Below are 23,487 nucleotides of genomic sequence, written 5' to 3' on the forward strand. Positions count from 1 at the left end.
TTTGCAGGAAAGATGCTGAAATAAATTCAGCATAACGTGTAGTACAAGCAATAGGGCGATAAAATAGAAATTTATTTATTTCAAGAATCGGGCTCTCAGGTTAATAGATGCTGAAATAAATTCGGCAAGACGTTATGCTTTTCTACGAACTAAAAGTAATAAACAATAGAATGCACCGAACAATAATCCGCCAATGGCTATACCTGTAGCATAACGCATTCTGTTTTTCTTTAATGGCATTTCTGGTTCATCTACAATTTGAAATGTAGGTGTTTCCTGCATCAACATCGATCTGCTCACTTCGAGGTTTTTAATAATTTCTGAATAGATGGTTTGCAGCACTCTTTTATCGCGTTCTTGCAATTCGGCACCAACTCCGATGGTAGCATAAGCAGGATTGGCATCTAACATTATTGCATTGGCGCCTGCTGCAGCATAGGTTTTTCTATTCAATAATTTACCAATACTATCCGCACGGCTTTGAAATCTATCTACGTTAATTCGTAATCTTTTTGTTTTGGTTTGCGTGTAAAAAAGGGTTGCCTCATCTATAAGTCTTTTACAAACCAAAGTCGCCAGCTGCTCGTTTTTCATTGTAGTTGTTAGCGCAAAAAAACCAAGTTTTTTATCAGGTTTGCTTACAGCAAGTTCTTTTTCAGTCAACTTAGTGATGATTTCCTGCAATAAACTATCCTGCAAACGGGAATATTTTTTTGTATCAGCAGGAAACATGATTGCTTCTCTTTTGGGGTTGTCTTTTAAATCTTTCCAGTCTTCTCGAAGTTTATAGGCATCTGCATATTTGTCTGCAAGAGTGTATTTGCCATTGCTGTCTAAAGGCGTTAAAAGCGTTTGTTTAACCATTTTCTGACTGGTTAATAATTGCAAAACATTATCTCCAGCTAAAACACCACTTGTACCTCCTGCTAAACCGCCAATGTCTAAACCCATTTGCCCTGCCAATGAAGATAATAAACCACCTCCGCCACCAGATTTGCCTTCTTCTACTACAAAAGTTAGTTTTGCTGTATACGTCACCGGCCAGAAGTAAGCCAGGGCAATTCCCATTGCACCACCAATTAAACCAATAATCAGAATCCTGAATTTATAATTCCATAGATAGGCAAAATCCTTCTTACGGGAATCCATCATATTTGTAAAAGAAAATTCTTCTTCTCTATCTATGTATTTGGTTTTCTCTTCTGCAGATTGCATATTATTTAAATAGGATGGCGATTAAACTTACGATGCCTGTTAACGCGGATGCAATTGTTGTTATCTCTGCAAAGCCCAGTTTATTTTTGCCTGTTTTTTCTGGCACCACAATCTGACTTCCGGCTGTAACTTTTGGATAATTTTTTATAAACAAGAATGTTTTTACAGGCGCATTAATGCCATTAGCGTATTTGATATAAGCACCTTTCAATCTCGCACTTTCTGTGATACCACCAGCGGCATCTACATAATATTTAAAATTGGAATTTACGTACCTTAATAGCTGTGGATTATTAACCGAACCTGTTACTTCAACGAAAGGAACGTTTTTGGGGATAAAAAGGCTATCACCGGGCATTAAAACTGTTGCATCTTTACCTTGTTTTTTCCTGTTTCCGGTGAGGTCCATATCAACCCTTAATCCATTTCTGTACACCTGTGTGTTTTCTAAAGAACCCATTGGTGTTATCCCGCCCGCACGTTTAATAAATTCCATCCCTGTTTCGTCTCTACGCTGCTGTGCATAATCGCCAGGAAATAAAACTTCTCCACGGATTTTAACATTGCCAATCGAACGATAATTAACCAGACGAGGCACATAAATATAATCAAGCGGCTCTAGTAGAAAATTACCACTTGCTGTTGATAGTGCAGAATCGAGATTTAGGGTAATTATGGTAACCAACTTATTTGATAGCGTATCTGTTAAATCTCTAACCAATCTAGAGATTTCAATTCTATGATTAGCTGCATCATTCTGAAATCCTTTTGCCATACTCACCACATCTGCCACGCTCATACCTTTTCTGTATTGGAATGTTCCTGGTGCCCTAACGTATCCACCAATGCTGATGGAACTTTCATCTCTTAAATCTTTGGTTGACATGATAAACACGGAATCTTCACGAACCAGATTGATATCCTGATCTTTCCCAGACATGATGTTTCCCAAATTGAAAGAAATCATTTCCTTTTCTAAATCTGGTTTTATTCTTTTGATGTAACCATTACCCATCACAGCATCCTCTCTTAATCCATCTGCTTTCGCGATTAAAGATTTCAGACTAATACCCTGATTTAATTCGAATGTGCCTGGACGGTAAACAGCACCATCAATAACCACCCGATTGGCAAACCTTTCTAAAATGGCACCAAAATAAACCGAATCGGCATTTTTAAGGGTATAGCGGTCGAACATATCAGAAGGAATATCCTTTACGCTTCTTTCTTTTTCCTCTACTTGTGTAACCTTTGCAATCGCTTTATAAGCTAAATCACTAAAGCCGCCCGCGTAGGTAACCAAATCGCTTAGCGTTTCAGATGGTTTCAATTCATAAATTCCTGGGCGTTTAACAGAACCATCAATTGCAACACGAGTGGTGTACACAGGAATTCTAATTACATCCTGATCGCGTAAACTAACATTATCTGTTTGAATGCCTTTTTGCAAGAAATTATATAAATCAACAACCTGTATTACTTTATTATTTCTGATAAGTTCTATTTTCCTTAATGACCCACGATACGTTGGTCCGCCGCTTTGATATAAGGCGTTAAATAATGTAGATAAGGAAGAAACAGTATATGTTCCGGGAGTAGCAACATCGCCAATTATGGTTACCCTGATGCTTCTAACAGTTCCTAAATTTACAGTTAGTTTGGTTTGTCCTGATGCCAATGCCGGATAGGCCTTAACCATTTTTGATCTGATTTGTGAGGTGGCCTGTTCGATACTTAAACCATTAACGTACACTAAACCAGCATAAGGAATTTTTACGGTTCCATCCGGACTTACTTTAGCATTTGTCGTGCTTTCGTTTAAGCCGGTTAGCATAATGGTTAATTCATCATCAGGGCCTAACACATAACTTTTAGGTGTGGCGATGCGAATATTAGGTTCGAATTTAAGGTTTGGATTGCTAAAAAATTCATAACCATAAATTGGACTACTTTTTTTTACAGGTTTTGGATCTGAGAATCTGGTTGTATCTCTAACGGATGGTGTTTTAGGTTGTGCAGCCTGTGGCGCCGGGTTTGTGTTTTTGGCTGTTTTTCCGCCAGATTTTACCTGCTCTAGGCGCTCTTTGTATTTATCAACTTCTGCGGGATCCATTCCCTTTGCAGTCAACAATTTAATTGCATCAGCTTCTGAAATGCCCGATGCTTCAAATCTTTTAGATATCTCTAATATTTGAGCATCAGATAGTTGTTCAACTTTAACCTTGCTGAGGTTATCAGTAGAAATGGTTTGTGCCGACAGGTTTGTAAACAGTAAAGAAAAACCAAAAAGCAAGGCACAAAAGATATATTTAAAGCGCATGAATCGTATTTTATTTTTTTATAACCGCAAATATAAAGTATTTAAATTATTACAATCTGATAATTACATTATTGCTTAATTTAAACGCAGGTTTAGTTGATTATTGCGAGTGTTGTGATTTAATTTATTAGATATTCCATTTCCTTCTTGTAGGCAAGCGTAATATTATCCCAGTTATACTTTTCAGTAAGCCCAGCACTTACTCTATTTTTTAAATCAGCAACATGGGAGGCATTTTGTTCTAAATTTTCAATACTAAGTGCAACAGATTCTTCATCTTCAGTGAAAAACATACCAAATTCCCCATCGTTAAGCATTTCTCTGTTAAATACGGTATCTAATGCTAAAATAGCGCAGTGATTAGACATGGCCTTAAGCATTGCTGGGTTTGTACCGCCAAATTTATGTCCATGGATGTAAGCAAAGGCATTTTGATAGATTGCCATCAGTTCTGCTTGATCTTTAACATATCCAGGAAAAATCAAACGTTCATTTTGTAATGCTTTCAAACCACTTGCATATTTATCAGCATAGGGTACATCACCCACTATTATAAGCTTTTTGTTCGATTTCGATTTTAGGAAACCTTTAATAATTAGGTCTGCATTATTATCAGGGATTAGTCGTCCAACTATTAAATAATAATCGTTGGGTATTAATTTTAGACGTTCGATGAGATGAGGCTCGGCTTCTGCAAATTTGGGTGCTCCGTATGCAATTACTGTAGAATCTTTATCAAATTCTTTAAGGTAAACTTGCCTCATGCCTTCTGCATCAGTTATAATTTTATCATAAAGCTTTGTTGCCACTTTTGCTGCCCAATAAAAATATTTAGCACCCAAACCTTTCCATTTAGGTCTTAGCCATTCCAAACCATCAACATTTATCATTGTCTTTTTGCCTGTTAATTTTGGAATCCATCCCATTGGACCTGCGGCAAGGTTAACCACTAGTAATACATCAGCTTTGCTAAAAAATGTGGCATGAATAATAGAGAGAAAGGAGTGTACAATTTGATTTAATGATTTTTGGGGAAGCGTTGGGATGTAGTGGAGGTGTATTCCATTTATTCGCAATGGTTTTTCTTTAAAAAGGTTTTTTTGGCAGTAAACATGAACTTCTACGTCCTGTTTAACCAATCTTTCGCTTAACTCCTTCACGAAGGTTTCGAAGCCTCCATAAACATATGGATAACCCCTTGAACCTATAATTGCAATCTTCATTCGTTTTTTATTTACAAAGCCGGTATTAACTTTTTTAATCCTTCAAAATGTTTTCTTGGATTAAATAAATTACCTGCATGTTTCTTTGCATTTTCACCTAATTTATTAATTAATGGTTCGTTATTGTAGAGCAAACTTATTTTTGCGGCCAGGTCAATGTCATTTCCAACTTTAAATAGCAGTCCTGTTTCATCGTTAATAACTGTCTCTGGTATAGCCCCAATGTCAGCACCTATTACAGGTTTTCCGAATAGCATGGCTTCAACTATTGTAAACCCTAAAACTTCATACCATTCTGAAGGGCAAACCAAAAAAGAAGACTGTTTAATATAATTCCAAACCTCAAATTTATCTTTTTTACCTAAAAAATCTACATTATTCATTCCATTCTGCGAAGTGTAGGTTTTTAGATCTTCTTCTTGCGTTCCATCACCAATAATTTTAAGCTTAATGTTTGGATGATTTCGCATGGCTTTTAGCAGGGTATGAACACCTTTTATTTTCTCTAACCTACCAACAAACAACACAAACTTCTCATCACTAAACTTTGAAGACGCGTTTATCGTCTCTATAAATTCATAGCTATGATAAAGATGATGAAGTTTATCTTTAAAAAAGTTGAATTCTTTATATTTCTGATAAGAGAAAATGGATGGGCATATAAAAAAATCTACATAATTATAATATCCATTTATGCGATGGATGTAGTTTTCTGTAGCTGCAGCCAAGCTTGGCAATAAGCTATTTTTTTTGCACTTCTTTAAAATTGCGTTATAGAATTTGCCTCCTTTACAGGCTTCGCAAATTTTGTCATTACTTATGAAAGTGCTTTGAGGGCAAATGGCAGTATAGTCATGTAAAGTCCAGATAATTGGGATATTTCTTTGCTTAAGAACTTCTAAGATACTTGGAGTTATGTAATGATGTATTAGATTTAAATGCGCCAAATGGATTTCTACTTCATCCAGCAAGTTGTTGAGATATTTCTTTGCCTCATTAGAATAGATGCTTTTAGATAAAACTTTAAACCCTGCGCTAATTTTTTTCTGATTATTTAATGCTTTATAATTTATGTTACTTATAAAGTATTTTTGGTAAGCAGAAGGAAAGTTTCGGTCATCCTGCATGGAAAATGGAACCACATGATGTCCGTTCGATTCATAAAGCTTTGAAACATTTTCTATATAAGTCCAATCACCCCCACTCGGGAACCAAGTCCAGTTTGCAAGCAAAATGTTCATGATAGACCTTTATTAACAGCATAATAACGTATTACACCGCCCTTTTTAAATGTTGCTGCTAAAGATTCTAATATTACAGCAAAAGGTAGCGTAAATGCTAATCCTAACATTAATGACATTGTTTTTTTACGCTTCAGATCAGCAATTAAAAAGCCCTTATAACCAAACCAACTTAAAATAGTTTGTGCCATTCCGACTATACCCAGATGGAAAGAGAAATAAGATTCACTTTGAACCACGCAACCTGATTTTGAAAGTAAGTTTTTTAAACTTAAGGGTGTAAAATGACTTATGTGTCGGGGAACATCTAAATGCAACCATCTATTTCCTACCCATTTAGACTGCCAGCTGCTAAAATTCGGCACTTCTACTACCAATAATCCGTTAGTTTTTAGATTATTACTGATTAAGTTTTCTAAAAGATTGTCAGACAGATGTATGTGTTCTAAAACATGAAACAAGGTTAACACATCGAACTTTTTACCAAAAACGTTACCGTTGGCATAATAATCAGTATTAATATCTAAATCAAAATGCTTTTGAGCATATTTTGCCCTGGGTAAAGAGCTTTCTATTCCTTTTACATCGTACCCTTTATTTTTAGCGAAATGTAAAAAAAGACCTTTACCAGAGCCAAAATCTAGCAAAGTGGCAGGTAAAGAATTATACTTTTTAATTTTATCAATTACGATATTGTATTCTAACTTTTGAATCTTAAAGAAAATAGTTTCTTTAGTGTCTTTAACAACATAATCCTTCTCATCATAATAGCTGGCAATATCTACCTCGTGATCAAAATACGTATAGATGTGTTTACAATTTTGACACTCCCTAATTTGGTATAAATCTCCAGAATTTGTTTTAACTGTAAAAATAACCGGATTTAGGTTTGTTTTGTTATCAAGACAAATAGGACAGGTAATGTTAATCATAGTGAAATGCTCAGCAACCCATAAGGTTCTGATTGAATTGTCAAAGTTAATAAAATTAAACTAACGGATTTTTTCAAATTCTGATAGCAAGGATTGCGCCGCCTTTTCCCAGGAGAAATATTTTAATCTTTCAATGCCTTTATTGATAAGGTCTTTTCGAAGTCCTTCATCTTGTAATACCATTTGTATTTTTTCAGCTATATCATTAAAATCAAATGGATTAAAGGTTAACACGGCATTACCACCAACTTCGGGTAAGCTAGTATTATTTGAAACCAGCACCGGTAATTTATATTGGAATGCTTCTAGCACAGGAATGCCAAAACCTTCATTTAAAGACGGGAATACATACATCAATGCACTTCTATATAGTCCTGCTAAGTCTTCATCACTTAAATAACCAGTAAAAATTATATCATTTTTAAAACCAGAATCTTCAACAGTTCGGTGAATTTCATTATAGTCATCACTGAATTGTTTACGTTCAATTTTACCAACTAAAACTAGTCTTAAATCGGGATTGTTATTTGCTTTAATCTTTTTGAATGCTTTAATTAAGGCAGGAATGTTTTTTCTTTTATTCATGATTCCTACATGTAAAATGTATTTTCCTTTTACTAAGCTTTCTTTTTTTTCAACAATGTGTAGAGATTTTGGCCCTTCGTAAATAACAGGCATCTTTTCAATTGGAATCTGTGTGTATTTATGAATTTGCTCTCTGGCAAAAATACTTGGCGTGATAACTATTGGTGAGCGTTTGGCGCCGGGAATTGCTGTACCTATTATAAGTTTCAGCCATAGTTTATTAAAATGTTCCGGGGTTTCGAAGAAGAAAGCATCATGAAAAACCGGTACAGTTTTGTATCCAAAATGAAGATAAGGCACAACATTATCCGTACAAAAAAGAATATCAATTTGATTCAAAGTTGCTTTTACAGGAAGGCTAATTTGTTTCCAGAATTGATATCTAAAATGGCCGAACATCTTAAATATTTTATTATTTCCAGAATATATTGGTATAAGGGTATCGAAAAAGAAGAATTCATACTTATCATCTTTTAAGTTTTTAAATATTATACATAGTTCTTCCAGATAGGTTTTTGTACCCGTTCTAGCGATTTGTAAATCCCTTATATCAATACCTATTCTTAATGGCTTAGTCATCTTTAGCTTTTTTAATTTCAATTGATGCAGGTATTGCAACTTTTGTGGAAATAAGGCTAACAAATAAACCTGATAAAAACCAGGTGACGTACGAGATATAAGAAGAAGATTCTATTTCTGATGTTAAGGATGGCACAATAAAACCAACCTTGATAAGCAGTATTGCGAGGCAGATTTTCTTTTCTTTTCCCTCCAGTCTATAAAACCATTTAATGCCTTGTTTTATAAATGCTATGTAAATTACTAAATATAGAATTAAAGCAACGATACCGGCTTGTACACCTACAATAATAAATTGATTTTCTCCACCAATATTTTCGCCTAAGGTGCCGCCAATTCTTCCTGATGAACCGAGCCCTAAACCTAAAGGATTTGCTGCGATCGCTAAAGCACCCTGTATCCATTCTACCAGGTGACCAACACTAGACGGGTTACTAAAATTAAGCGTATTAATAATAACCATTTGAATACCATCATTCTGATCTTGTTCTTTGGTAAGCAAGTAAATGACATAGATGATAACTACGGCTGCGCCAGCGTGGATGGTATTGGTTATAAATTCCCTTTTTGTTAGCAATGAATAAGCATAAAGCAGAATGAAATAACTTATAAATGCCGATCTAGAAAATGCAAAAACAATACAGGTTAATGTTGCTGCCAGTGAAATGTAGCCAAATGTATCTAATTTTAACTTGTATTTATTAGTTGTGTAAAGTGCAGCAAGTACAGAAATGGCGATAATTGTAGCTGATGCAAATTCTAATGGATTAGCGAAAAAACTAGCAAAACGTTTGTATCCGCCTTCAGATTCAAAGGTCCATGTTAAACCATAGTTTCCGCTTGGTTCGAAGTTGAATAAATAAAAATTATAGTCTGCATAGCCAGTGATGGTTTGCAAATGCCTATCTGCGGCAATTTCGGTTAACATGACCAGCGCTGCCGCGATAGATAGAAGTAATATGTAGTGAAAATACTTACTGATATAAATTTCTTTTGGCTTGTACAATCTACCGCAGGCATAAACTAATACAAAAAACGATAAGCTTCTAAAAGCCATGATTCTATCTAGAAGCCCTTTCTCACCGATAGGCAGAATTGCATATAACAATGTATAACCAAAAAAAGCTATAATCAAGTAATCAATACTATGCAGTTTAATTTTTGTTTTTAAGTTCCAAATACTCATTCCAAGTATCAGTACAATAAAAATTTCTTTGAAAGATTGGAGATAAACAATCATGCTTTTAAAACCAAGCATAAAGGTTATAGATAATACAGTAGTGTATATCGATAACCCAAAAATAAGGAATATTAAAAAACCATCTTTCTTACCATTTACAACATCTGAAAGTGCAAGTACAAATGCAAAAATGTAAATTATAGGGAATATCATCATCATGGCCAAATCATGCTTTTAGATGTAAATAGTCCTTCTTTTATTCCCTTGTACAAATACATTACTTTTTTATTTCTACCCCGAATAATTAAGTAGCAAAAAACTGCTCCATAATAAAACGTGTTGATTAAAAAAATTAATATAGCAAAAAATGGATTTGCATACTTACGCAAAAACCAAATCTTGTTTCTGCTAAGGTAGTAATGTATTATTGGGCTTAATGTACCTTCAGGATTTGCACTTTTAAATTTTCCGGAAACACCGGCCTCATGGTAAATTTTTGTTGTAGGAATGTAATACAATTCACCACATTCTGCCTTTAATCGAAACGAAAGTTCTACATCTTCATAGTAAAGAAAAAACTTTTCGTTTAATAAGCCAATTTTTTTCAGTGCTTCGTTTCTAACCAATAAGCAGCATCCGGTTAACCAATCTACTTTTTCTGGGGTATCTAATTGCTGTCTGGCTTTGCTATTATTAGAATACGTTATGCCAAAATATGGGTTGAAATAGGAACCGCCATTCCAAAGCTGCTCTTTATTGCCTAGATAATAAATAGCAGGTTGCACCGCAACAACATTCTTATTTTTGTCTAAATGGCTTAATAGTGGAGTTAAAAAATCTTCCTCTGTTTCTGTATCATTATTTAAAAGCAGTGAAAATTCATATCCATTATCTATGCTATATTTTAAAGCGGTGTTATTTCCTCCGGCAAAGCCTAAATTTATTCTATTATCGATGTAGATGTGTTGAGGAAACGCTGCTTTTAAAATAGCTAGCGAATTATCAGTAGAACCATTGTCTGCAATTATCAAATCATAATCATCAGCTGTGCAATATTTCATTATCGATGAGATACAACTTGCTGTATAATCTGGCGTATTCCAATTGAGCAGTATTATGGCTACCTTTTTAGACATACTTAGATGATGATTTTTTGATTACATATTCATACATCAGTAGCGCACTTCCTTCAATAATTATGGCATAAATACCAAACCAATGTTGTAAACCCTGGGTTACTAAAATCCATGCAACAAATGTAGAAATTGCAAGGAGAATAAGTGCTATTCTAAATATAGATAGGGTATCGTTTTTAAGCAATAAATCTAATACATTTAATACATTTAAAGCAGCGAGTGTTGGTACAAATGCCATTATTCTCAAAAAATCTATAGCTGTTTGGTTTTGTTCACCTGATAAAACCTGTATTACAAATCCCGGCATAATAAACAAGCCCAAAGATAAAGCGAAGAACATGAGTGCTACAAGTTTCTTCATCTTAATTTTATAGGCTTTCCAAGCGCCAATACTTTCTTTATAAAGTTGTGCTGCTTTTGGATAAATTGCATTCGAAACTGATATTAAAAGCAAACGCGAAGAACCAATAACTTTATCGCATAAAGAATAGGCACCTAACCATAAAGGGTCGCCCCATTTAGCCAGCGAAAATATCATTAAAGATTGCTGCAAATGAACGGAGATATTATTTATCGTTAAGAAAAAATTATCTACCGTTATTTTTTTCAACTCTGTATTTTGAGGAAATCGGAATGATAATTTATATTTAATTAAAACGTAAAACATCAAAATGCCATAAGCCAGCATTGTTGCCATGCCCATAATAAAATTTACCCATTCAGAATCTCCAGGGCCCTTTATAAAAAAAACTACCGAAGCAATGATAACAACTTTGGATATGAGATTAGCAATGTTATAAAGCTTTAGTTTTTCTAATCCTAAAAAGAAGAAAAGCGGATTTAAAACTTCGGCAAATACCAATGGAATAGACAATATAATATAAGTGTAATAACGAATATTAGCCCATTTCAAGCAAACTACAAAAATGATGTAAGCGGCAAAAATTAACAAACGAATCCAAATGGTATTGTTCAATACGTTATTAAGACCTTTTCTGTCGTGGCTGTGTGTAGCGATATCTCTAATGCCCGATTGGTTTGTGCCGTAATTTATGATGATGCCTGCAAGACCGGAAAATGTATTAGCTAACATTACCAAACCCAAATCGGTTATACCTATGATTCGGGTAATGATGGGATACATTAAAAGTATAAGTAAGGTATTAGAAATCTGAATGCTGCTCAGATTTAGAAAATTGGAAACAATTTTAGTTTCTCTTAAACTACTTATAAAACTTGTTAAAACTTGCTTCAAAACTTTCTGGCAGATGTTTGGCAAATTTATAATAAATAAAATACAATCTATCCTTTTAATAGTTTTTACAGCGCATGGCTTATTGGCTTGTTTTTTGTGCTACGCGAGCTGAATGGCTTTTTACTACCAAAAAAATACTGGCATTAACAAGCAAATTATCCATATTGTAAACAAGCTGACTATATTTGGCAAAATTTTACACAATTAATGATTGAAAGTAATAGTACTTATTTTAAGACAATAAGTATTTTAATTGATCTTTTTCTAGTTAACATGGCTGGATACTTCGGCTATGTTCTGGCAAATGGCACCTTCGGTATGTTCGATGGTCGTGGTATCAATTTCCTTCATATTTTACTTATTAATTTTGTATGGTTTAATGTTACCCAAATTACAAAATTGTACCAAGATATGTTTGTTAAGGATGCTATTCCAACCATCAAACAAGCCTTATGGAGTTTATTGCTTTTTGGAACGATAATATTTCTCCTAGTAGTTTATCTTAAAGATTTTAGTGTTTCTTATCGATTATTAATTTACACTGGATTACTTTTTGCGCCATTATTTTTAGCAGGGAAGGTTGTTTTCTTGCTTTTGCGTCGTTCTAGCCGGGCTAAACTCATCAACTATAAAAAGGTAGTAATTGTTGGCGCCGGCCCTTTGGGCTTGGATTTAAAAAATCATTTGGAAAAAAATACACATCTGGGCTATAAAGTTGTTGGCTTTTTTGATGATGCGCCAGAAAAACGTGCTCAAAGCCATGTTATTGGAAGCGTTGATGAGTGTATCGATTACGTTAAAGAAAGCAATATTAAAGAAATTTATTGCGCCTTGCCAGATAGAGCATTAAAAAAGATAGATGTTTTAATGCGTCAGGCGGATAAGGCAATGATTCGTTTTAAGCTTGTACCGGATGTGAAAGATTATTTTAAAAAGAACGTAATGGTGCAATTATACGGTCATTTACCTGTACTAAGCCCAAGAACAGAGCCTTTAGAAATTTTTAGTAACCAGGTTGTTAAGCGCATTTTTGATGTTGTATTTTCATCCTTAATCATCATTTTTGTAATGAGCTGGTTGGTTCCTATTATGGCAATTCTAATTAAAATGGAATCCAAAGGTCCTGTTTTCTTTAAACAACTCAGATCAGGTAAGGATAACCACTCTTTCTATTGCTTAAAGTTTAGGAGCATGTATGTTAATGGCGAGGCAGATACGAAGCAAGCAAGTGCTTTTGATAGCAGGGTTACTAAAATTGGCGCATTTATGCGCAAAAAAAGTATCGATGAAATGCCTCAGTTTTTTAACGTTTTGTTTGGAGAAATGTCTGTTGTTGGTCCGCGACCACACATGTTGCAGCACACCGCTGAATATTCTGCTTTGATAGACCAATTTATGGTGCGCCACTTCCTTTTGCCAGGCATTACCGGTTGGGCACAGGTTAATGGACTACGTGGAGAAACTAAAGAAGATGGTTCTATGGAAGAAAGGGTTGAAGCAGATATTTGGTATCTCGAAAATTGGTCGTTATTGCTTGATTTGAAAATCACTTTTTTAACCATTTGGCAGGTTCTTGCTGGGCATAATAAGGCGCATTAGTAAGATTATACTATACTACTCTGTATAAGAAATTAACAATTCATCTGGCAAATCAAATTATTTTCCGTCCTTTGCGAAATCATTTTAATAAAAAAACTATGTTAATGAAGAAACTTTTACCTTTTTTGTTTTTTATGGGTGCTGTTGGTCAGGTAATGGCGCAATCGCAATATCAGCCTCAGTCATATCAATTCTATCAAAAACTAAATAGAGAAGTTTACAATCCAGAAACCCGCTTTCATAGTAGTTTAAGGCCATTTTTTATTGATGATAGTTTGTTAGTTGAGCATGGTAAGCAACTCTTAAGTGTTGGTGTAGATTCTTCCAGACAATCGTGGGTTGCCAGAAAAATTTTTAATGAGCATTTAATTGATTATCAAAACTCTGAATATACATTTTATGCTGATTTTTTGCCAGATTTTCAAATTGGTAAAGATTTTTCTGGTAAGCAAAATACCTGGTTAAACACCAGAGGATACCAAGTTGGCGGTACAATTGGTAAAAAATTCTCTTTTTATACAAGTGGGTTTGAAAATCAAGGTCAGTTTGCAAAATATTATACTAATTATGCCACAAGTAAAAAAGCTGTTCCGGGGCAGGCCTACAATAGAGATTATGGTGCAAACGCAGGGAAAACTTCTTTAGATTGGTCGTACGTTACTGCATTAATTTCTTACACGCCGATTAAGTATTTAAATGTTGCGGTTGGTTATGATAAAAATTTTATAGGAGATGGATACCGTTCGATGTTATTATCTGATAATTCAGCTCCGTATCCTTTCTTGAAATTAACAGGAAATTTAGGCAACGTACAATACATGGCGATGTGGGCAGCAATGCAAGATCCTAACTCACCAAAACTATCTTACGAAGCCGGAAATAGAAAAAAAGGAGGTGTGTTTCATTACCTGGATTGGAATGTAAACAATAGATTGTCACTTGGTTTTTTTGATTCGATTATATGGGGTGAAACAGATGATTTAGGCAATGAAAGAGGTTTCGACTGGGGTTATGCTAATCCAATAATATTTCTTCGTCCGGTAGAAGCTTCTAGTGGTTCTCCAGATAATTCTTTGCTTGGGTTAACTGCTAAGTACGAATTGCATAAGCAAATCACTGTTTATGGGCAATTTTCTTTAGATGAGTTTGAAGCTAAAAATTTCTTTTCCAGTAATGGAAGTTCAAGAAATAAATATGGCTGGCAATTGGGCATACGTGGAGCAGATGTTTTTAAGGTGGAAAACTTAAATTACCTATTAGAATACAATACTGCAAAACCATACACTTATACCGGCAGAACAAATATTGTTAATTATGCTGCTCAAGGTGAGCCATTGGCGCATCCGTTTGGTGCTAATTTTAGAGAACTGGTTGGTATTGCAAATTATTCTTATAAACGATTTGATTTTACCGGGCAATTAATGTATGCTAAATATGGTTTAGATTTAAACGGGCAGGATTTTGGTAAGAATATATTTATTAACTATTTAGAGCCAGCCAAACAACTCGGCAATTATACAACTCAAGGTTTGCGAACGGATTTATATTACGCAGAAGCTAGGGCAGCATACATCATCAATCCAAGGTATAATTTACGTTTAGAATTGGGAGCGATTTACAGAAAAGAAAGCAATGCTTTGGGAACCACCAATAATACCGCCTTAATTACCTTTGGCTTAAGAAGCTCATTCAGAAATCTTTATACCGATTTTTAAAGAGTAGTCATACTAGCGAAAAGAAAACGCCATCTGATTTTATAGAATCAGATGGCGTTTTTTATTATTTGTGGTTTTGAAATTACCCTACCATTGTATTTGTTGTACGCTTTATAGCTACTTTTCTTACGGCTTCAATTATCGATGCTTTATCATAACCGCATTCTGCCCAAAGCTCTGCTTGTTCTCCATGATCAATAAATTGATCGGGAATACCTAAGCGAATTACGTTTGCATGATAGCCATTATCGGCCATAAATTCTAAAATTGCCGAGCCCACGCCACCTTGCAAGGTTCCGTCTTCAACGGTAACAATATGTTTATATTTTGAGCAAACCTCGTGAAGCATTTGCTCATCCAAAGGTTTTACAAAACGTAAATCGTAATGTGCCGGGTAAATGCCTTCGCTATTGAGTTCTGCTGTTGCTTCAACAGCGAAATTGCCAACATGGCCAATGGTCAAAAGCGCAACTTCCTCGCCATCACAAATTTTGCGGCCTTTTCCAATTTCTAAAGCTTTGAATGGCCTTTTCCAGTCGGGCATAACACCGTTTCCACGAGGGTAACGAATAACAAAAGGACCTGCGTTTTCTTGCTGAGCTGTAAACATTAGGTTGCGTAGTTCTTCCTCATTCATTGGTGATGAAACCACTAAATTCGGAATGCATCGCATAAAAGCAATATCATAAGCACCGTGATGCGTTGCGCCATCAGCACCAGCTAAACCTGCCCTATCTAAACAAAAAACTACGTTTAATTTTTGGATTGCAACATCATGAATTACCTGATCGTAAGCCCTTTGCATAAAGCTAGAGTAGATGTTACAAAATGGTACTAAACCTTGTGCGGCTAATCCGGCAGAAAACGTTACAGCATGTTGTTCTGCAATGCCCACATCAAAAGCACGGGTTGGCATTGCTTTCATCATGATATTTAATGATGAACCTGATGGCATTGCTGGTGTGATACCTACAATTTTATCATTGGCCTCAGCAAGCTCAACCATAGTGTGTCCAAAAACATCCTGGTATTTTGGTGCCTGCGGTTTATCCTGAACACTTTTTTTAATTTCACCGGTTATTTTATCAAATAAACCTGGTGCATGCCATTTGGTTTGGTCTTTCTCTGCTAAAGCAAAGCCTTTACCTTTTACGGTAACACAATGCAGCAATTTAGGGCCCGGAATATCTTTTAAATCTTTAATTATTGCCGCCAAACGCTTCACGTCGTGGCCATCAACAGGACCGAAATACCTGAAATTTAAAGATTCGAACAAATTGCTTTGCTTTAGCAACGTTCCTTTTATGCTTTTTTCTATCTTTTTAACATACTTATGTGCGTTAGGTCCAAGTTTTGAAAGACCGGCAAGTACGTTTGAAATATCATCGCGAAAGCGATTGTAAGATTTTGAGGTTGTAATGTTTGTTAAATATTCTTTTAAAGCCCCAACATTTGGGTCGATAGACATACAGTTATCATTCAAAATAACTAAAACATTGCTGTTTTCGATTCCCGCATGGTTCAAACCTTCAAAAGCCAAACCCGCTGTCATTGCGCCATCGCCAATTACGGCGACATGCTGCCTGTCTTTTTCTCCTTTAATTTGCGAAGCTACGGCCATGCCTAAAGCGGCAGATATAGAGGTTGATGAGTGTCCAACACCAAAGGTGTCATATTCGCTCTCGCTTATCTTCGGGAAACCGCTTATGCCTTTATAAATACGGTTTGTATGGAAAAGTTCGCGGCGACCAGTTAAAATTTTATGACCGTAAGCTTGATGGCCAACATCCCAAACCAATTTATCATAAGGTGTGTTAAGGGCATAATGTAAAGCCACGGTTAACTCAACAACGCCTAAGCTTGCACCGAAGTGACCGCCATTAACACTCACCACATCGATAATGTATTGACGCAATTCCTGGCTTATTTGCTCTAGGTCAGCTTCACTAAATTGCTTTAAATCAGCAGGATAGTTTATTTTTGATAATAGGGGGCCAGCTTTTACTTGCATTCGGTATTTTGGAAAAGAAACAAGATACAAAGAAAGGCAATTTTGTGCTAATATTTTTAAAAAAAAATGTAATAACAACAACCTCAAAGTAGGATTTTGAATCGTTAGTAATCTTAACTGAAGTTTATATTTTATTCAGAAGCGCAAGGATGGTGCAAGAAACTAAATTTGTTCCCGTTTTTCGCTTTACTACGCTAACAGCTGAAATAGCTGTTGCTACGTGTTCGCTGCAACCGGGGCTATATTGCAAAAGATATGTTCCATTTTAATGGATTGCATGGTGCACAATCTTCTGTTTGTAAACCTGATTGAAATGAAAAGCCCCAATTTTTCATTGGGCTTGGAATGTAAAGCAGGACTGCAAACCGCCAAAAGCACTGAATTTTCATTTCCAAAATAATTTTAAACTGGATTAAGATATCCATGCAGTTATAATTTTTAGTAGCGCAAGGCTTGTGCAAGAAACTAAATTTGCTCCCGTTTTACGCTTTACTGCGCTAACAGCTGAAATGGCTGTTGCTACGTGTTCGCTTCAACCGGGGCTATATTGCAAAAGATATGTTCCATTTTAATGGATTGCATGGTGCACAATCTTCTGTTTGTAAACCTGATTGAAATGAAAAGCCCCAATTTTTCATTGGGCTTGGAATGTAAAGCAGGACTGCAAACCGCCAAAAGCACTGAATTTTCATTTCCAAAATAATTTTAAACTGGATTAAGATATCCACGCAGTTATATTTTTTTGCAGCGCAAGATTTGTCCAAAAAACTAAAAGTTTACAAACCTAAAAACGTTCCTGTTCTAAATGATTTTTTCTTTCAGTCAGATTTGCAAAAACAGATATTCATTTTTTATTATGTTTGCTATAACGATGCAAGAAGAAAATTTTGAAATCAAACTACCGGTTTTTGAAGGTCCGTTTGATTTGTTGCTTTTTTTTATTGAGCGTGATGAATTGAATATTCAGGATATTGAAATCTCGAAGATTACAAATGATTTTCTGGCATACATACATCAGCTATTGGCCTTAAATGTAGAGGTTGCAAGCGAGTTTATTTTGGTTGCAGCAACTTTAATGCGCATTAAATCGAAAATGCTTTTGCCAAGAATAGAGGTAGATGATGCAGGGAATGAACTAAATCCTGAACAAGATTTAATTGCCCGACTGATTGCCTACAAACAATTTAAGTCTGTTGCCGAAGAACTTAAAGTTTTTGAAGAAGCGAGAATGCAGCAAGAGCGGAGAGGAAACATTGAATATGATTTGTCTTTAGCCGCAGAATCTTCTACCCATCAGGATGAATTGTTATCGCTGGATTTATACAAGCTATTGATGGTTTATCAAAGAACCATACAGAAATATGAAGTCCGTAGTCAGGAAGTAAAGCATACGGTTATTCAATATCCTTACACTATCGAACAGCAGAAGCATTTTATTGCTAATTTGTTAAACATTAATGAGCAGATTGATTTTGCTTTGGTGATGAAAAACTCCGAAAATAAAGTGCATTTCGTTTACAATTTTTTAGCGATTTTAGAAATGCTTCAACAACAAATCGTGGAGATAACCATTGGAAGCGGCTTTAATAACTTTAATGTAAAAGCAACAGCTTAATAGGGCCTTAATTAGCTTCAATTTTCTTACTTTTGCCACAAAAAATAACAAACCTATATAAGGATGAAACGCGATAACCAAATTTTTGAACTTATTGATAAGGAATTAGACCGCCAAGAGCATGGTTTAGAGCTTATTGCATCAGAAAACTTTGTAAGCAAGCAGGTTATGGAAGCTGCAGGCTCCGTATTAACCAATAAATATGCTGAAGGCTTACCTGGAAAACGCTATTATGGTGGCTGCCAGGTGGTAGATGTAGTGGAGCAAATCGCTATTGATAGGGCTAAACAATTATTTGGTGCAGCATGGGTAAATGTACAACCTCACTCAGGTGCGCAAGCAAATGCTGCGGTTATGCTTGCTGTTATCCAGCCTGGAGATAAAATTTTGGGTTTCGACCTTTCTCACGGTGGACATTTAACGCATGGTTCTCCGGTAAACTTTTCTGGTAAATTGTATCAGCCATTCTTTTACGGTGTCGATAGAGAAACAGGTTTAATTGATTACAAAAAATTAGAAGAAGTTGCACTTGCTGAAAAGCCGAAGTTAATTATTTGCGGTGCTTCTGCTTATTCTCGCGAATGGGATTATGCTTTCATCCGTTCGGTTGCTGATAAAATTGGTGCATTGGTTTTGGCTGATATTTCTCACCCGGCAGGTTTGATTGCAAAAGGATTGTTAGCAAACCCGCTTCCACATTGCCATATTGTAACTACTACAACACATAAAACCTTACGTGGTCCGCGTGGTGGTATGATTATGATGGGACAAGATTTTGAAAATCCTTGGGGATTAAAAACGCCTAAAGGTGAGCCACGCATGATGAGCAATCTTTTGGATATGGCTGTTTTTCCAGGCACACAAGGCGGTCCGTTAGAGCATATTATTGCTGCTAAAGCCATTGCTTTTGGTGAGGCATTGAGCGACGAATATGGAGATTATATTAAACAAGTTGCTGCTAATGCTCAAGCAATGGCAAAGGCATTTATGTCTAAAGGTTATGGTATCATTTCTGGCGGTACCGATAATCACCTAATGCTGATTGATTTGCGTAATAAAAACATTACCGGTAAGGTTGCAGAGAACGCATTAGAAAAGGCAGAAATTACGGTTAATAAAAATATGGTTCCGTTTGATGACAAATCGCCATTTGTAACTTCAGGAATTAGGGTTGGTACGGCTGCAATTACAACACGCGGTTTAAAAGAAGCCGAAATGGCTAAAATCGTTGATTTAATCGATCAGGTTTTAACTAACCCAGAAGACGAAGCGAATTTAAGTGCTGTTAAAGCAGAAGTTATTAATTTGGTAAGTGCATTTCCACTATACAAATAATTCTAATTTTTAATAATTATACAGAGCCTTGCAATTATTTGTAAGGCTTTTTTTTTGGATACAACTTTGGCAAATTATTTCCCTGATGCTGATTAGATTTGTCAAAGCTTAGTTAACTTTTCAAATCTTGAAAATCTTTTCATCCTAAAATCCTGGTTGAAAAGTAAAGGGCCGATATTCTTTTGAAGAAATATCGACCCTTACCATCTAAATTAACGCTCTCGAATATATAAACGCATTCAATTATTAATTGTTTTGAATAAAATAAAAAAAACAATTAATTTTCATAGCAACCAATTGTTGAGGGAAAAAACCTTGGTTTATTATTTAGATCTTGATTTAAATAGGAGTTGAAATATGGGTCTTTAGATAAATCTAAACCTTTTTTAATTACAGGACTTGAAACTAAAACATTATAATTTTCTAAGCCAGGCGAAACAAATAAAGGGTCGGTATTGATGAGGTTTCCGTTAAGGTTATATGTTAAATTGGTTGTTTTAATTAAGTTGTTAAAAATATTAAGCTGAAGGATGGCCGAAGTTTTCTTCATAATATCTAATTCATTATTTAAACTTCCCCAAATAATATTGTTTGTTAATTCTATTTGAAGCTTATTATATACCTTATTATTTAAGTAATCGGAAAAAGTTAATGCTGCTGTTTTTCGTGGAAAATCGGGATTGAAGCCTACAAAGGTATTTTGTTTAAAATTGTAATTACCACCTCCAATAGCGTAAATTAAGTAGTTGCCGCAATTATAAAATAAATTATTAAAAGCTAAGAATTCGGAGTGATTGCCAACATACGCAGCCACCTGCATGTTTTTGATTATGCTATTGCTAACCAAAAGTTTGGGATTTGAATTTGCCGAAAGTGAATCGGATGTTATGCCTACCGATGCATTTTTTATAGTTGCGTTCTTTATCATACCACCACCAGTTCTACTGATGTAAATGCCTTTCCATTGCCCGGGCTCATTGCTGTAAATGGTTTCTAATCTATCACTACAAAATAAAATTGGTTCAGCATGGCTACCACTTGCATTTAAAAATCCATCAATATTCATTTCTGCATCCTTATGAAAATATATTTTTGCTCCAGGCTGGATGGTTAATGTTGTACCAGATTTAATATTAACTGAACCGTTGATGATGTAAGGCAGATTTTTATTCCAGGTGGTATTGGTATTTATAATTCCATTATTAATGAAGACAGCATTTTGACCATAAGCCAAAAGCTGAACGGCTTGTCGGTTGCCATTTGAGGAAATGATTATCGAATCTTGAATCAAAAAAGGTGTGGTTTTGGCATCCGGGTTAATGGTTACTTTAACAAAGATATTTAGCGAATCTTTGCCATTTAAAATCAAATTATTTTTTGCGGATAGATTTTGTCCATTAATATTCAAAGCAAAAGGAGAAGCTGCTCCACCTGAAAGTTTGATTTCAGAAATATTAAGGGCCTCATTATTTTTATTTACAACTTTAATTTTTCTAGTGGTAGAACCGATGGAAGTAAAAATGGTATCAAATAAAAGAGTGGTATTTGATAAAGTTAGTTTGGTATTAACATCTGTAGAAATGCGCTCATCTTTACGGCAACCTGCAGAAATTATTATAATGGTAAATAAGCTGTAGTAAAGTGACCGCATGTATCAAATATGAGAAAATTATTCGGCGAAAGCCAAGGCAGCAATGCTAACCTTGCTTGCACCATTTTCAATAAGTGCATTGGCACAAGCTTCGAGCGTAGCACCAGTAGTAATCACATCATCAACCAATAAAATATGTTTGCCGATAATGCTTTGGGCATTATTAGTTTTAAATACTGCTTTCATGTTTTCATAACGGCTATACCTGCTTTTTTTAGTCTGGCTTTCAGTAGAAATGGCTCGAATTAGTACGGATTCATCAAATAAGACATCCATTTTTTCTGCTATTCCTTCGGCAATATAACTGCTTTGGTTGTAACCTCTTAAACGTAGTTTTTTATGATGTAATGGAACTGGAATAATTAAGTCTATATCATTGTAAACAGGACTTATTTTTAATCTTTCACCAAGCATATTCCCTAAAAATATGCCAACATCAGTTTTACTATTGTATTTTAAGCTATGTATTAAATTTTGAACCTTGGCGCCTTTTCTAAAATAAAGCATTGCCATTGCCGCATTTAGGGGCAATCTTCCCCAAAGTTGTTTAGCAACCCGATTTTCTGCATGAATGTGGTAATCGGTGAAAGGTAAATCGTATAAACATTTGGTGCAGATAATTTTTTCGTTTTGAAAAAGCGGAATTCCACAGGCATTGCAAAAATTTGGGAATAATAATCCAATCAAATCATTACCCCAATGTTTGAATGAAGATCTAACGCTTGCCATCATAAACAATATTTTATCGAGCTAATTTTGCTAAATAAATATAATGCCTTTAGAAGGTTATTCAAAATTACGAGCCAAAATGATAGGGGAAAAATAGCAAAAACTTATGCTTGAGCTTCCTCTTTCACAGCCAATTGGCCACAAGCGGCATCAATATCTTTACCGCGACTACGGCGAATGTTGGTATTGATTCCCTGAGATTTAAGGTAATTTGAAAAGGCATCAATTTTATCTCCTTCGGCGTTGGTGAAATCTGCAAAAGAAATAGGGTTATATTCTATTAAATTTACTTTGCATGGAATGTGCTTACAAAACTTGGCTAAATCCATTGCATCAGAAATTTCATCATTGAAATGATTAAATACAATGTATTCGTAAGTAACCGGATTTTTCGTTTTGGCAAAATAATATTTCAATGCATCAGCTAATGCTTTTAAAGTATTTGCTTCATTAATAGGCATAATTTCATTACGCTTTTTATCATCAGCAGCATGTAGCGAAAGGGCAAGATTGAACTTTGCACCATCATCACCCAATTTTTTAATCATTTTTGCGATACCAGCTGTAGAAACCGTAATTCGTTTATAACTCATGTTTAATCCATCTGGAGCGGTTATGCGTTCGATAGACTTCATTACATTTGCATAATTTAAAAGTGGCTCGCCCATACCCATATACACAATATTGGTAAGCGGGTTATTGTAGTTTTGTTTGGCCTGTTTATCAATTAAAACAACCTGGTCGTAAATTTCATCGGCATTTAAGTTACGCTTACGATCCATATAACCTGTTGCACAAAATTTACAGGTTAAACTGCAGCCAACCTGCGAACTCACGCAAGCTGTCATTCGATCTTCCAAAGGAATTAAAACACCTTCAACAATATTTCCATCTGCAAGGCGGAAAGTGTTTTTAATGGTATGATCGTTACTAAATTGAGAATTATTTACCTGAACAGCATTAATGGCAAAATTTTCATCTAATGATTTGCGTAAATCTTTAGAAAGATTGCTCATTTCATCAAAACTGGTTGCCGATTTCTCCCATAGCCATTGATAGATTTGCTTGCTTCTGAAAGCAGGTTGCTTCATTGCCGTCAATTGCTGTTGCAACTGTTGCAAATCTAATGAGCGGATATCGGTTTTTTTTGCTGTTTTCTCTAACAT

Annotated in this window: 17 protein-coding genes; 4 read left to right on the forward strand and 13 right to left on the reverse strand. The window is 35.2% G+C overall.

Annotation, left to right across the window (positions count from 1 at the left end):
• Positions 1-132: 132 nt before the first annotated feature.
• From D7004_RS00445 to D7004_RS00485, 9 genes are all read right to left on the reverse strand, one after another.
• Positions 133-1,215, reverse strand: coding sequence for a hypothetical protein (locus D7004_RS00445; RefSeq protein ID WP_123203900.1), 1,083 nt, complete (start codon positions 1,213-1,215; stop codon positions 133-135).
• Position 1,216: 1 nt separating this feature from the next.
• A complete protein-coding gene (locus tag D7004_RS00450; protein ID WP_123203901.1) occupies positions 1,217-3,535 on the reverse strand; it encodes an SLBB domain-containing protein in 2,319 nt (772 codons plus the stop codon).
• Between the two features lie 119 nt (positions 3,536-3,654).
• The gene (locus D7004_RS00455; RefSeq protein WP_123203902.1) at positions 3,655-4,758 is read right to left on the reverse strand and encodes a DUF1972 domain-containing protein; all 1,104 of its coding nucleotides are present in this window, start codon (positions 4,756-4,758) and stop codon (positions 3,655-3,657) included.
• Positions 4,759-4,769: 11 nt separating this feature from the next.
• A complete protein-coding gene (locus D7004_RS00460) occupies positions 4,770-5,999 on the reverse strand; it encodes a glycosyltransferase family 4 protein (RefSeq protein WP_123203903.1) in 1,230 nt (409 codons plus the stop codon).
• Positions 5,996-6,931 carry a class I SAM-dependent methyltransferase gene (locus D7004_RS00465; protein WP_123203904.1) on the reverse strand — a complete coding sequence of 312 codons (936 nt, stop codon included), beginning with the start codon at positions 6,929-6,931 and terminating at the stop codon, positions 5,996-5,998. The genes D7004_RS00460 and D7004_RS00465 overlap by 4 nt, the downstream gene beginning before the upstream one ends.
• A 60-nt stretch (positions 6,932-6,991) precedes the next feature.
• Positions 6,992-8,116, reverse strand: a complete 1,125-nt coding sequence (locus tag D7004_RS00470; RefSeq protein WP_148042730.1) for a glycosyltransferase family 4 protein — start codon at positions 8,114-8,116, stop codon at positions 6,992-6,994.
• Positions 8,088-9,494, reverse strand: a complete 1,407-nt coding sequence (locus D7004_RS00475; protein ID WP_123203906.1) for an O-antigen ligase family protein — start codon at positions 9,492-9,494, stop codon at positions 8,088-8,090. Before D7004_RS00475 ends, D7004_RS00470 begins: the two co-directional genes overlap by 29 nt.
• On the reverse strand, positions 9,491-10,411 hold the full coding sequence (locus tag D7004_RS00480; protein WP_123203907.1) for a glycosyltransferase family 2 protein: 921 nt from the start codon (positions 10,409-10,411) through the stop codon (positions 9,491-9,493). Before D7004_RS00480 ends, D7004_RS00475 begins: the two co-directional genes overlap by 4 nt.
• Complete coding sequence (locus tag D7004_RS00485) at positions 10,404-11,690, reverse strand: oligosaccharide flippase family protein (protein WP_341867656.1); 1,287 nt, start codon at positions 11,688-11,690, stop codon at positions 10,404-10,406. The genes D7004_RS00480 and D7004_RS00485 overlap by 8 nt, the downstream gene beginning before the upstream one ends.
• Positions 11,691-11,873: 183 nt before the next feature.
• Between D7004_RS00485 and D7004_RS00490 the strand changes: the two genes are divergently transcribed.
• Both D7004_RS00490 and D7004_RS00495 read left to right on the forward strand, forming a co-directional pair.
• A complete protein-coding gene (locus D7004_RS00490) occupies positions 11,874-13,265 on the forward strand; it encodes an undecaprenyl-phosphate glucose phosphotransferase (protein WP_123203909.1) in 1,392 nt (463 codons plus the stop codon).
• 104 nt (positions 13,266-13,369) lie between these two features.
• The gene (locus D7004_RS00495; RefSeq protein WP_123203944.1) at positions 13,370-14,980 is read left to right on the forward strand and encodes a gliding motility protein RemB; all 1,611 of its coding nucleotides are present in this window, start codon (positions 13,370-13,372) and stop codon (positions 14,978-14,980) included.
• An 82-nt stretch (positions 14,981-15,062) separates the two neighbouring features.
• Here D7004_RS00495 and dxs read toward each other — a convergent pair whose 3' ends face one another.
• A complete protein-coding gene (gene dxs, locus D7004_RS00500; protein ID WP_123203910.1) occupies positions 15,063-16,991 on the reverse strand; it encodes a 1-deoxy-D-xylulose-5-phosphate synthase in 1,929 nt (642 codons plus the stop codon).
• An 871-nt stretch (positions 16,992-17,862) separates the two neighbouring features.
• Between dxs and D7004_RS00515 the strand changes: the two genes are divergently transcribed.
• Positions 17,863-18,606, forward strand: coding sequence for a segregation and condensation protein A (locus D7004_RS00515; RefSeq protein ID WP_123203945.1), 744 nt, complete (start codon positions 17,863-17,865; stop codon positions 18,604-18,606).
• Positions 18,607-18,669: 63 nt separating this feature from the next.
• On the forward strand, positions 18,670-19,941 hold the full coding sequence (gene glyA, locus D7004_RS00520; RefSeq protein ID WP_123203913.1) for a serine hydroxymethyltransferase: 1,272 nt from the start codon (positions 18,670-18,672) through the stop codon (positions 19,939-19,941).
• A 277-nt stretch (positions 19,942-20,218) separates the two neighbouring features.
• Here the strand turns inward: glyA and D7004_RS00525 are convergent, their stop codons facing one another.
• From D7004_RS00525 to rlmN, 3 genes are all read right to left on the reverse strand, one after another.
• Positions 20,219-21,592, reverse strand: a complete 1,374-nt coding sequence (locus tag D7004_RS00525; RefSeq protein WP_123203914.1) for a hypothetical protein — start codon at positions 21,590-21,592, stop codon at positions 20,219-20,221.
• Positions 21,593-21,610: 18 nt separating this feature from the next.
• The gene (locus D7004_RS00530) at positions 21,611-22,324 is read right to left on the reverse strand and encodes a ComF family protein (RefSeq protein ID WP_244214209.1); all 714 of its coding nucleotides are present in this window, start codon (positions 22,322-22,324) and stop codon (positions 21,611-21,613) included.
• Positions 22,325-22,425: 101 nt separating this feature from the next.
• Entirely contained in the window at positions 22,426-23,487 is a 1,062-nt protein-coding gene (gene rlmN / locus D7004_RS00535) for a 23S rRNA (adenine(2503)-C(2))-methyltransferase RlmN (protein ID WP_123203915.1), read from the reverse strand.

The sequence above is a fragment of the Pedobacter jejuensis genome, assembly GCF_003725795.1.
Lineage (GTDB): Bacteria > Bacteroidota > Bacteroidia > Sphingobacteriales > Sphingobacteriaceae > Pedobacter > Pedobacter jejuensis.